This is a genomic window from Mycobacterium sherrisii, from assembly GCF_002102355.1.
Lineage (GTDB): Bacteria > Actinomycetota > Actinomycetes > Mycobacteriales > Mycobacteriaceae > Mycobacterium > Mycobacterium sherrisii.
Map to the genome: position 1 here is coordinate 1 of NZ_LQPT01000027.1, position 11,659 is coordinate 11,659.

11 protein-coding genes are annotated in these 11,659 nt (G+C 67.1%); 9 read left to right on the plus strand and 2 right to left on the minus strand.

The window, feature by feature from the left end; all coding sequences use genetic code 11:
- The first annotated feature begins 157 nt into the window (after positions 1-157).
- From AWC25_RS04610 to lpqB, 8 genes are all read left to right on the plus strand, one after another.
- Positions 158-340, plus strand: a complete 183-nt coding sequence (locus tag AWC25_RS04610) for a rubredoxin (protein WP_085166420.1) — start codon at positions 158-160, stop codon at positions 338-340.
- On the plus strand, positions 337-519 hold the full coding sequence (locus AWC25_RS04615; protein ID WP_044510067.1) for a rubredoxin: 183 nt from the start codon (positions 337-339) through the stop codon (positions 517-519). The genes AWC25_RS04610 and AWC25_RS04615 overlap by 4 nt, the downstream gene beginning before the upstream one ends.
- A gap of 81 nt (positions 520-600) precedes the next feature.
- Positions 601-1,206, plus strand: a complete 606-nt coding sequence (gene alkX, locus AWC25_RS04620) for a TetR family transcriptional regulator AlkX (RefSeq protein WP_069402579.1) — start codon at positions 601-603, stop codon at positions 1,204-1,206.
- Between the two features lie 131 nt (positions 1,207-1,337).
- Positions 1,338-2,801 carry an adenosylhomocysteinase gene (gene ahcY, locus AWC25_RS04625; RefSeq protein ID WP_069402580.1) on the plus strand — a complete coding sequence of 488 codons (1,464 nt, stop codon included), beginning with the start codon at positions 1,338-1,340 and terminating at the stop codon, positions 2,799-2,801.
- A 95-nt stretch (positions 2,802-2,896) separates the two neighbouring features.
- Positions 2,897-3,529 carry a dTMP kinase gene (locus AWC25_RS04630; protein WP_069402581.1) on the plus strand — a complete coding sequence of 211 codons (633 nt, stop codon included), beginning with the start codon at positions 2,897-2,899 and terminating at the stop codon, positions 3,527-3,529.
- Between the two features lie 80 nt (positions 3,530-3,609).
- On the plus strand, positions 3,610-4,296 hold the full coding sequence (mtrA, locus tag AWC25_RS04635) for a two-component system response regulator MtrA (RefSeq protein ID WP_007168097.1): 687 nt from the start codon (positions 3,610-3,612) through the stop codon (positions 4,294-4,296).
- A 66-nt stretch (positions 4,297-4,362) separates the two neighbouring features.
- Positions 4,363-6,054, plus strand: coding sequence for an MtrAB system histidine kinase MtrB (gene mtrB / locus AWC25_RS04640; protein WP_084229540.1), 1,692 nt, complete (start codon positions 4,363-4,365; stop codon positions 6,052-6,054).
- Entirely contained in the window at positions 6,054-7,919 is a 1,866-nt protein-coding gene (gene lpqB / locus AWC25_RS04645) for an MtrAB system accessory lipoprotein LpqB (RefSeq protein WP_085166421.1), read from the plus strand. The genes mtrB and lpqB overlap by 1 nt, the downstream gene beginning before the upstream one ends.
- On the opposite strand, the gene AWC25_RS04650 is transcribed toward lpqB, so the two are convergent.
- Positions 7,908-8,951, minus strand: a complete 1,044-nt coding sequence (locus AWC25_RS04650; RefSeq protein ID WP_158089724.1) for a methyltransferase — start codon at positions 8,949-8,951, stop codon at positions 7,908-7,910. The two genes, lpqB and AWC25_RS04650, sit on opposite strands and share 12 nt — an antisense overlap.
- 7 nt (positions 8,952-8,958) lie before the next feature.
- Positions 8,959-10,257 (minus strand): FAD-binding oxidoreductase, encoded by a 1,299-nt coding sequence (locus AWC25_RS04655; protein ID WP_158089725.1) that lies wholly within the window; start codon positions 10,255-10,257, stop codon positions 8,959-8,961.
- 365 nt (positions 10,258-10,622) lie between these two features.
- On the opposite strand from AWC25_RS04655, the gene AWC25_RS26390 reads away from it, so the two are divergent.
- Positions 10,623-11,657, plus strand: a complete 1,035-nt coding sequence (locus AWC25_RS26390; RefSeq protein ID WP_158089726.1) for an AraC family transcriptional regulator — start codon at positions 10,623-10,625, stop codon at positions 11,655-11,657.
- The last annotated feature ends 2 nt before the right edge of the window (positions 11,658-11,659 follow it).

An 11,659-nucleotide genomic window follows, 5' to 3' on the forward strand; every position in this document is an offset into this window, starting at 1 on the left:
CGCGTCTTCCTGATGCCGGTCTGCGACCCCGGCAGGACCGAGGGCGGCAGTGTCATGCAGGCCCTCCAAGAGCGACCGACATCGGCCGTCACCTCGGCCCCCGCCGAGTCCCTTCAACGAACACCCATCAGGTATCCGCAGAAAGCATGGTGCCCTAGTGACCACCTACCGTTGCCCGGGCTGCCTTTACGTCTACGACGAAGCGAAAGGCGCTCCGCGGGAAGGCTTTCCCGCGGGCACGCCGTTCAGCGAAGTCCCCGACAACTGGTGTTGCCCCGACTGTGCGGTTCGCGAAAAGGTCGATTTTGAGCCCGACAATGAGATAGGAGTGAATCAATGAGCGACTACAAACTCTTCGTCTGCGTGCAGTGCGGCTTCGAGTACGACGAGGCCAAGGGCTGGCCGGAGGACGGCATCGCCCCCGGCACCCGGTGGGACGACATCCCCGACGACTGGAGCTGCCCCGACTGCGGCGCGGCGAAATCCGACTTCGAGATGATCGAGGTCGCTCGATCCTGAGCGGCCCAGCAGCTTTCCAGCAGCTTTCCAGCAGCTTTCCAGCAGCTCTCCAGCAGCTCTCCAGCAGCTAATGTCGGGCCTGTGAAGCGGATTCCCTACGCCGAGGCGTCGCGGGTCCTGCTCCGCGACTCGGTCCTGGACGCGATGCGCGATTTGCTGCTGAGCAGGGATTGGTCGGCGATCACGCTCGCCGACGTCGCCAAGGCCGCCGGCATCAGCCGCCAGACCATCTACAACGAGTTCGGCTCCCGGCAGGGCCTGGCCCAGGGCTACGCCCTGCGGCTGGCCGATCGGCTGGTGGACAGCGTGCACGCGGCGCTGGACGCCAACGTCGGCCAGATCTACGAAGCGTTCCTGCAGGGTTTTCGGGCGTTCTTCGCCGAGTCGGCGTCGGATCCGCTGGTGATCTCGCTGCTCACCGGCGTCGCCAAGCCCGATCTGCTGCAGCTGATCACCACCGACAGCGCGCCCATCATCACCCGCGCGTCCGAGCGGCTGACCCTGGCGTTCACCACGACCTGGGTGGCCACCAGCGACGAGGACGCCGGTGTGCTGGCGCGGGCGATCGTGCGCCTGGCGTTGAGCTACGTCTCGATGCCACCCGAGGCCGATCACGACGTCGCACGCGATCTCGCCCGGTTGATGACGCCGTTCGCGGAGCGCCACGGCGTCGTCAACGTCTCCTGACCTGCGGGGGCCAGCGGGTCCCGGAAGGTCAACGACTACAGTGGCGGAAGAGCGTACCCAAGCTAACTAAAGCCACGCATTGCGCTCATACCCTTGAGCCCCCTTTGAGCTGCAGAAGGAATAGACACGCCATGACTCTGACGCCCGACGTTCGTAACGGCATCGACTTCAAGGTCGCCGACCTGTCGCTCGCCGAATTCGGCCGCAAGGAACTCGATCTGGCCGAGTACGAAATGCCCGGCCTCATGCAGCTGCGCCGGGAGTACGCCGAGGTGCAACCACTGAAGGGCGCCCGCATCTCGGGCTCGCTGCACATGACGGTGCAGACCGCCGTGCTGATCGAGACGCTGACCTCGCTCGGCGCCGAAGTGCGGTGGGCGTCGTGCAACATCTTCTCCACCCAGGACCACGCCGCCGCCGCCGTCGTCGTCGGCCCGCACGGCACGCCGGAGGAGCCCAAGGGTGTTCCGGTGTTCGCCTGGAAGGGCGAGACGCTCGAGGAGTACTGGTGGGCCGCCGAGCAGATGCTGACCTGGCCGGACCCCGACAAGCCCGCCAACATGATCCTCGACGACGGCGGTGACGCCACCATGATGGTGTTGCGCGGCATGCAGTACGAGAAGGCCGGCGTGGTCCCGCCCGCCGAGGAGGACGACCCCGCCGAATGGAAGGTCTTCCTCAACGTTCTGCGGAACCGCTTCGAGACCGACAAGACCAAGTGGACCAAGATCGCCGAGTCGGTCAAGGGCGTCACCGAGGAGACCACCACAGGCGTGCTGCGGCTGTACCAGTTCGCCGCCGCCGGTGACCTGGCCTTCCCGGCGATCAACGTCAACGACTCGGTCACCAAGTCCAAGTTCGACAACAAGTACGGCACCCGGCACTCGCTGATCGACGGCATCAACCGCGGCACCGACGCGCTGATCGGCGGCAAAAGCGTGCTGATCTGCGGCTACGGCGACGTGGGCAAGGGCTGCGCGGAGGCCGCTAAGGGCCAGGGCGCCCGCGTCACCGTCACCGAGATCGACCCGATCAACGCGCTGCAGGCCCTGATGGAGGGCTTCGACGTCAAGACTGTTGAGGAGGCGATCGCCGACGCCGACATCGTCGTGACGGCCACCGGCAACAAGGACATCATCTCCCTCGAGCACATGAAGGCGATGAAGGACCACGCCATCCTGGGCAACATCGGTCACTTCGACAACGAGATCGACATGGCCGCGCTGGAGCGCTCCGGCGCGACGAAATTGAACATCAAGCCGCAGGTCGACCTGTGGACGTTCAAGGAGACCGGCAAGTCGATCATCGTGCTGTCCGAGGGCCGGCTGCTCAACCTGGGCAACGCCACCGGGCACCCGTCGTTCGTGATGAGCAACAGCTTCGCCAACCAGACGATCGCCCAGATCGAGCTGTGGACCAAGAACGACGAGTACGACAACGAGGTGTACCGGCTGCCCAAGCACCTCGACGAGAAGGTGGCGCGCATCCACGTCGAGGCGCTCGGCGGTCAGCTGACCAAGCTGACTAAGGAGCAGGCCGAATACCTGGGCGTCGACGTCGAGGGCCCCTACAAGCCGGACCACTACCGGTACTGATTCCCACGTCGTTCTGCGCCCAGCGTGAAGCTATCTTCACGCTGGGCGCCCCGCGTGAAGCTATCTTCACGTTCGGCGGGCGATAGGCTCGCGCCGTGCTGATCGCGATCGAGGGTGTCGACGGCTCGGGCAAGCGGACCCTGACCGACGGGTTGCGGATCGCATTCGAGGCCGCCGGGAAGACCGTGGCATGTCTGGCCTTCCCGCGGTACGGGCGGTCGGTCACCGCCGACGTCGCGGCCGAGGCGCTGCACGGCGAACACGGGGACCTGGCGTCGTCGGTGTACGCGATGGCAATGCTGTTCGCGCTGGACCGCGCCGCCGCCCGCGACGACATCGAAGCCCTGCGTGGTGGCCACGACCTGCTGATCCTCGACCGCTATGTCGCCTCGAACGCCGCCTACAGCGCCGCGCGCCTGCACCAGGACGCGGCCGGGGACGCGGTGGCCTGGGTGTATGCGCTGGAGTTCGACAGGCTCGGCCTGCCCGCGCCCGATGTCCAGGTGCTTCTCGGGGTTCCCGCCGAGCTCGCCGCCCGCCGCGCCCGAGGCCGGGCCGAGTCGGATCCGGCCCGGCCCCGCGACAGCTACGAACGTGACGACGGGCTGCAGCAGCGCACCGCCGCCGTGTACGCCCAGCTGGCATCGGCCGGGTGGGGCGGGCCCTGGCTGGTGGTCGGAGAAGACGTCGATGCCGGCCGGTTGGCCGCCGATTTGATGGCCGAATAGCACAAATTTGTCACGATTCGGCTTTATCGAAGAAGAAACGCCCGTGTGGCGCCCGAGTTTTGTCCCGATCTGGTGACACCATGGACTCCATGAGGCAAAGGATTTTGGTCGTCGACGACGACGCTTCGCTCGCGGAGATGCTGACCATCGTTCTTCGCGGGGAGGGCTTCGACACTGCGGTCATCGGCGATGGCACGCAGGCTCTGACCGCGGTGCGCGAACTGCGGCCCGACCTGGTGTTGCTCGACCTGATGCTGCCGGGCATGAACGGCATCGACGTGTGCCGCGTGCTACGCGCCGACTCCGGCGTTCCAATCGTCATGCTGACGGCCAAGACCGACACCGTGGATGTGGTGCTGGGCCTGGAGTCGGGCGCCGACGACTACATCATGAAGCCGTTCAAGCCGAAGGAACTGGTCGCCCGGGTACGGGCACGGCTGCGGCGCAACGACGACGAGCCGGCCGAAATGCTGTCGATCGCCGACGTCGAGATCGACGTGCCGGCCCACAAGGTCACCCGCAACGGCGAGCAGATCTCGCTGACACCGCTGGAGTTCGACCTGTTGGTCGCGTTGGCACGCAAACCACGCCAGGTGTTTACTCGAGATGTGCTGCTCGAACAGGTGTGGGGATACCGTCACCCCGCGGACACCCGCTTGGTGAACGTGCATGTCCAGCGCCTGCGGGCGAAGGTCGAAAAGGACCCGGAGAACCCGACCGTGGTGTTGACCGTTCGAGGAGTGGGATACAAGGCCGGACCTCCGTGATCCGGGAGCGCTATTGATCGCCGGCGAGTATGCAGGGCGCAGCGGTGCTGAGGAGTTGCGGCATTGATGTGGTGGGGCTCGCGGCGACGTATTCACGGTCATCGCTGGGGGCGCACGGGTCCCATGACGCGGGGCATGAGTGCGCTGAGCCGGGCCGTCGGGATTGCCTGGCGCAGGTCGCTGCAACTGCGCGTGGTGGCGCTGACGCTGGGCCTGTCGCTGGCGGTGATCCTGGCGCTGGGTTTCGTGCTGACCAGCCAGGTCACCAATCGTGTGCTTGACGTCAAGGTCAAGGCGGGTATCGAACAGATCGAACGGGCCCGCACCACTGTTGGTGGCATCGTCAACGGCGAGGAGACGCGCTCGCTGGACAGTAGCCTGCAGCTGGCGCGCAATACCCTGACGTCGAAAACGGATCCCGCGTCGGGTCCCGGCCTGGCCGGGGCGTTCGACGTGGTCCTGATGGTGCCGGGCGACGGTCCGCGCGCGGCGACCGCGGCGGGACCGGTGGATCAGGTGCCCGCCTCGCTGCGCGGGTTCGTCAAGGCGGGCCAGGCGGCCTACCAGTACGCGACGGTGCACACCGAGGGTTTCTCGGGGCCGGCGCTGATCGTGGGCACGCCGGCCTCGTCGCAGGTCGCCAATCTGGAGCTGTACCTCATCTTCCCGTTGGCCAGCGAGCAGGCGACGATCACGCTGGTGCGCGGCACGATGATCACGGGCGGCGCGGTGCTGCTGGTGTTGCTGGCGGGCATTGCGCTGCTGGTCTCCCGCCAGGTGGTGGTGCCGGTGCGGTCGGCGTCGCGGATCGCGGAGCGGTTCGCCGAGGGGCACCTGTCCGAACGCATGCCGGTGCGTGGTGAGGACGACATGGCCCGGCTCGCGGTGTCGTTCAACGACATGGCCGAGAGCCTGTCGCGCCAGATCACGCAGCTCGAGGAGTTCGGCAATTTGCAGCGCCGGTTCACCTCGGACGTCAGCCATGAACTGCGCACCCCGCTGACCACCGTGCGGATGGCCGCCGACCTGATCTACGACCACAGCGAGGACCTCGACCCGACGCTGCAACGCTCGACCGAGCTGATGGTCAACGAGTTGGATCGATTCGAGACGCTGCTCAACGATCTGCTGGAAATCTCCCGGCACGACGCCGGTGTCGCCGAATTGTCGGTGGAGGCAGTCGATTTGCGCACCACGGTGCAAAGCGCGCTGAGCAACGTCGGTCACCTGGCCGAAGACGCGGGGATCGAGCTGCTCGTCGACATGCCCACCGAAGAGGTGATCGCCGAGGTCGACCCGCGGCGGGTGGAACGGATCCTGCGCAACCTGATCGCCAACGCCATCGACCACGCAGAGCACAAACCGGTGCGGATCCGGATGGGCGCCGACGAAGACACCGTCGCCGTCACGGTGCGCGATTTCGGGGTCGGGTTGCGGCCCGGCGAGGAGAAGCTGGTGTTCAGCCGGTTCTGGCGGTCGGACCCGTCGCGGGTGCGGCGCTCCGGCGGCACCGGGCTGGGCCTGGCGATCAGCGTGGAGGATGCGCGATTGCACCAGGGCCGGCTGGAGGCGTGGGGCGAACCCGGTCAGGGCGCCTGCTTCCGGCTGACCCTGCCGCTGGTTCGGGGCCATAAGGTCACCACCAGCCCGTTGCCGATGAAACCGATTCCGCAACCGCCCGCGGCGGCCGATCCGCCCGGGCCACCGCTGGGTAAGGACCGTCCGCGCGCACGGGAACACGCCGAGCGGAGCGGCTGATGCGGGACCTTGAAAGCCCTTCTCCTCGGCGGGCCGTTTCGGCCCGCATCGTCGTCGGGCGGCGGCTTGAAAGCCCTTCTCCTCGGCGGGCCGTTTCGGCCCGCATCGTCGTCGGGCGGCTTCTGGTCGCGTTGCTTGCGGTGCTGCTCGGCGGTTGTGCCGGCGTGCCAAGTACGTCGGCCCCCCAAGCGATCGGCACGGTCGAGCGGCCCGCCCCGTCGAATCTGCCCAAGCCGACCCCGGGCATGGATCCCGACGTGTTGCTGCGGGAATTCCTCAAGGCCACGGCCGATCCCGCCAACCGGCATCTGGCGGCGCGGCAGTTTCTCACCCAATCGGCGTCCAATTCGTGGGACGACGCCGGTAGTGCGCTGCTGATCGACCACGTCGTGTTTGTCGAAACCCGTGGCGCCGAACGTGTTTCGGCTACCATGCGGGCCGACATCTTGGGTTCGCTGTCCGACGTCGGGGTGTTCGAGACGGCCGAGGGGGTGCTGCCCGACCCCGGTCCGATCGAGTTGGTCAAGACCCCAGGCGGGTGGCGAATCGACAAGCTGCCCAACGGTGTCTTCCTGGATTGGCAGCAGTTCCAGGCGACCTACAAGCGCAACACCCTCTACTTCGCCGATCCGACCGGCAAGACGGTGGTTCCCGATCCGCGCTATGTCGCGGTCGCCGATCACGACCAGTTGGCCACCGAGCTGATCTCGAAGCTGCTGGCCGGACCGCGACCGGAGATGGCGCACACCGTGCGCAACCTGCTGGCGCCGCCGCTGCGGCTGCGCGGGCCGGTGACCCGCGCCGACGGCGGCAAGAGCGGGGTCGGGCGCGGTTATGGCGGGGCGCGCATCGATCTGCAGAAGTTGTCGACCACCGATCCGCACAGCCGGCAATTGCTTGCTGCACAGATCATTTGGACGCTGGCCCGCGCCGACATCCGTGGCCCGTATGTGATCAACACCGACGGGGCGCCGCTGGACGACCGGTTCGCCGAGGGATGGACCACCTCCGACGTCGCGGCCACCGACCCCGGCGTGGCCGACGGCGCCGGTGCCGGCCTGCATGCCCTGGTGAACGGGTCGCTGGTGGGCCTGGACGGGCAGCGGGCGAGCACGGTGCCCGGTGCGTTCGGCCGGATGGGGGACCAGACGCTGGCCGCGCTGTCGCGCAGCGGGCGGCAGGTGGCCTCGGTGGTGACCCTGCACCGGGCCGCCCCGGATATGGCGGAGTCGCTGTGGATCGGTGATCTGGGCGGTGAGGCGGTGCAATCCGCCGACGGGCACAGCCTGACGCGTCCCAGTTGGGCCCTCGACGACGCGGTCTGGGTGGTGGTGGACGGCAACAACGTGCTGCGCGCCATTCAGGAACCGGCATCCGGACAGCCCGCCCGGCTGCCGGTGGATTCCGGGGCCGTGGGGATCAAGTTCCCGGGACCGATCACCGACCTGCAGTTGTCCCGTGACGGCACCCGGGCGGCGATGGTGATCGGTGGCGAGGTCATCCTCGCCGGCGTGGAGCAGACCCAGGCGGGGCAGTATGCGCTGACCTATCCCCGGCGGTTGGGTTTCGGCCTGGGCAACACCGTGGTGTCCCTGTACTGGCGAACCGGCGACGATATCGTGGTGACGCGCAACGACGTTGGTCATCCGGTGTCCTACGTGAATCTTGACGGGGTGAACTCCGACGCGCCCGCCCATGGCCTGCAGATCCCGTTGACAGCGATCGCCGCCAACCCGTCGACCGTGTACGTGGCCGCACCGCAAGGCGTGCTGCAATACTCGGCGTCCGCGCCGGAAAGCCAACAGAGTTGGTCGGAGGTGCCCGGGTTGACGGTGCCCGGCGCCGCTCCGGTGTTACCGGGCTGAAGTTTTCGTCGCGATCTGCACGGCGACCTCACCGCCGCTCAGCATGATCGGCTTGGCCGCCGGTTGCAGCCCGGCATCGCGCAGCAGTCCGGCGGTGTCGTTCGGGGTCCGGCTTTGGCAGTGACTGAGCGTCCCGAAGTACAGCTCGTTGAGCGCGGCGAATTGGCTTGTGTGATGGCCCTTTTCCAGGCGCGCCGGTTCGATCACCGCGAACACGCCACGCGGCCGTAGGGTGCGACCCAGTCGCCGGAACAACTGGGTGTTCTCCGTCGCGCTGAAGTGTCGGCCGAGGTCGCAGAGCAGCACCAGGTCGCACCGCCCGGCACCGAAATCGTGTAGCAACGCGTCGGCCTCGAGATGAACGATGCGATCATCCAACTCCGCGGCCGCCGCCGGCGGCACAGGCCCGCCGACCTTGGGTGTTCCCAAGACCAGCGACCGCAGCCGGGGGTAACGCCGGCACAGCGCAATCGAGTAATGCCCGCGTGCGTCGCCGACGTCGATCATGTCGGTGGCCCCGTCGGGGATTGGGAGAACGTCCGCGACTTCGTGGGCCGTCAGGCGGGCCAGCGCCCGCATGGACCGCAAATATTGCGCCCACTGGGTACCCGTCATGGTCTGGTGCATTTCGAGCGGAATCCCGGTGCGCACATAGTCTTCGACGTGAGCCATCAGCCCCCACTCGTCGTAGGCGAACAGCACCACGTCGACGATCGAGGTGGGGCTGTCCGCGAGCAGCCAGGTGCGCGCGGACGGCGTCAACGCGTAGCGGCCCTCGCGGTAGAGCAGGTACCCCGACCCGGCCAACGCCAGCAGCAGTTGTTGGGTTGCCGCCGTGTCGGTTTCGCAACGGTCCGCGATCTCGGCGACCGTGGCGACGCCGGCGCCCAACGCCTCGAATACGCCCAGTCTGGTCGCGGCCATGACCGCGCGGGCCCGGCCCAAGGCGAAGTGTGTCTCGAAAAACGGCAGCGGAAGCTGTTGGGATGCCGCTGCTTCGAATTCCGACGGGTCATCCGGGAGCATGCCCATGTGCATGTCAGCGGTGCCGCCCCGTGCCGTCGGTGGGGACGATGTTCGGGTTGTTGTTGAAGACGTTGTCGGGGTCGTACTTCGCCTTGACGGTGGCCAGCCGCTCGTACTTGCCGTTCCGGTACGCGTCGCGCACCCGGGCGTCGTCGTCGTAGGCAAGGAAATTCGTGTAGACCCCGCCGCTGTGCCAGGCGGATGTGGCCTCGAAGGTCTCTCGCGCCCAATCGATATGCGGTCGGCCGTCATCGTCGGGCGCCCACCGGGTGATCACGTTGAGGAAATGATCGGCATGCCGGTCCGGAAATGCGGTGTCGTCTTCGGCCAGCCGGTCTTGCGCGCCATGTTGATAGGCGATCTCGAGTGCCGAGATCCCCTGGGGTAGCCGCCGCGCCGATTCGAGCAGCGCCGTGATGCAGGCATCGCTGAATTCGCCGAGATAGCCGCCCTTGGTGTAGTTGCACGCCCCGGCGCCGAGCAGCACGTCGTTGAGCGATTGCAGTTCGGCGAACGCCACCGCGGACAGTCCGGCGAACACCGGTGACGCGCCGCGCCACAGATCCCGATTGACGGCTTCGGCGTCGGCGACATCGCCGGTCCACACGCTGACCAGCACGCACACCGGCTCACCGATCAGGTCGTCGGGGACTCCCGGCTCGGCGAACGCGCGTCGCAGATACAGCACCACCCTGAGGTCGTCGGGAGCGTGCCGCATCGTCTGGTCGTAATGCGCGATCGCCTCGGCCGCGTCGTCCAGGCGATACATCGCGACGCCCAGCGGGATCTGTTGGGCGACAACGTGTGTCGCGAACAGAAAATCGGTGACGACGCCGAAGTTCGTGCCTGCTCCGCGCAGGCCCCAATACAGGTCCGCGTTGTCGTCGGCGCTGGCGGTGACGATGCTGCCGTCGGCGAGCACCACTCGGGCCGACAGCAGGTTGTCACACGTCAGGCCGTGCTTGCGGGTCAGCCAGCCGGTGCCCCCACCGAGCGCGAGGCCGGCCACACCCGTTTGCGACATCACCCCGGCCGGTGTCGCAAGGCCGTGGGCCTGCGTGGCCCGGTCCATGTCGGCGAGCAGGCAGCCGGCGCCGACCCGGACGGTTCTGGCGTCGCGATCGACGGCGACGCGGCGCATCCGGCCGAGGTCGATCACGACGCCGTCGTCGATCATCGAATGCCCCGCGACACTGTGTCCGCCGCCCTTGACGGTGAGCGCCACGCCTTGCTCCCGGGCGAACGCAATCGCGGCGACGACGTCGTCATCGGTGTGGCACCGGACGATCAAGGCGGGGTAGCGATCGATCATTGCGTTCCAGACACGGCGCGCATCCGCATAGTCCCGATGTCGACAATCCACGATGTCACCAGTTAGCTGGTGGCCCAGGCTGGCAAGCTGTCGATCCGAAAAGCGCTGAGTAAGAACGGGTTCAGCGCGGACCATAGGCACACCTTCGGTCTCGATGGTGGGTTCGCTCGACACAAGCGCCAGGCTAGACCGTAGAGGTGAGATCGTGCTGCGGCTAGCCTAAATACGCGGGCATTCGGCCGGATTGCGCACCGCCGCTCGGCGAAATGGCAAGGACAAACTGCGCAACCTTAGCTTGTCGGTGGGGGAGGCGTGGACGGGGGCTCGGCGAGTTGGACTGCGTGTCGGGTCAGGAAGGCGACTGGGTGACTGGATCAGCGGCGGCGGACGTTTCGGGCGTGCATCAGTGGACGCAGACGAATACGTTCGAGGACTTCGCTCTGGTCTGCTGCGGTCAACTGCACCAAAAGCTGCTGACCGATCCCGACGAGTTCGCGATGACCCGCCGGCTGGCCCGGCTTGGTGCGATCGCGGTGACCGATGTGGTCGTCAACTCCGAGTTTTCGGTCGACGCCGGCGAATTGTGCGGCAGCTACCGCATCGTGATGGCGCGGGCGGGACGCATCGAGGGGTCCTACCGGGGCCTGTCGTTTGCGATCCTGCCCGGAATGACCGCCGTCTTCCCGCCCGAGGGGCAGTGCGCGGCGCGGTGGAGTGCCGACAGCAGATTCTTCTCTTTCAAAATCGCTCGCTCCGCCGTCGACGATGCACTCAGCGACGCGTTGGGCTGGCAGGTGATGTCCGCGCCGGACTTCGTCCCGGTGCTGCCGTCCAACACCGCGATGACCCGCACCTGGATCAACATGGTGGCGCTGTTCAAAGATCAGGTTTTCCGGCCAGACAGCCTCTTGCATCAGCCGCTCGTCGGATTGCCGTTCGTCGACAGCCTGGTGCGTGGGTTCCTGCTGGCCGCCGAACATCGCCACCGCGACGCGTTGGCCCAGGACGCCCGGATGATTGCGCCCCGGGCGATTCGCGCCGCGATCGAAATCATCGAAGAGGAGGCGCACCTGCCCCTGACGCTGTCCTCGATCGCGGCCCGCAGTCACATCAGCGTCCGGACCCTGCAGCAAGGTTTTCAGCGTCACCTGAATACCTCCCCGATGGCATATTTGCGTGAAGTCCGGCTGCGGCGAGCCCATCAGGCACTGTTGAGGGCGGACCCGTCGACGGTGACGGTTGCGTCGGTCGCGTACCGATGGGGCTTCACCAACCTCGGCCGGTTCGCCGCGGCGCATTCCGCGCGCTACCGCGAGACGCCGACCGAGACATTGCGGCGCAGGACATTTCATCGACTGACGGTCGACGAGAGACCACACATCAGGACACTGAGGGGGTGACG

Bases quoted from the DNA above. Each gene is read 5' to 3' on its own strand.
- AWC25_RS04615 (WP_044510067.1), top strand. From the start codon at position 337: ATGAGCGACTACAAACTCTTCGTCTGCGTGCAGTGCGGCTTCGAGTAC.
- ahcY (WP_069402580.1), top strand. From the start codon at position 1,338: ATGACTCTGACGCCCGACGTTCGTAACGGCATCGACTTCAAGGTCGCC.
- mtrA (WP_007168097.1), top strand. From the start codon at position 3,610: ATGGACTCCATGAGGCAAAGGATTTTGGTCGTCGACGACGACGCTTCG.
- mtrB (WP_084229540.1), top strand. From the start codon at position 4,363: ATGTGGTGGGGCTCGCGGCGACGTATTCACGGTCATCGCTGGGGGCGC.
- lpqB (WP_085166421.1), top strand. From the start codon at position 6,054: ATGCGGGACCTTGAAAGCCCTTCTCCTCGGCGGGCCGTTTCGGCCCGC.
- AWC25_RS04650 (WP_158089724.1), bottom strand. From the start codon at position 8,951: ATGGGCATGCTCCCGGATGACCCGTCGGAATTCGAAGCAGCGGCATCC.
- AWC25_RS04655 (WP_158089725.1), bottom strand. From the start codon at position 10,257: ATGATCGATCGCTACCCCGCCTTGATCGTCCGGTGCCACACCGATGAC.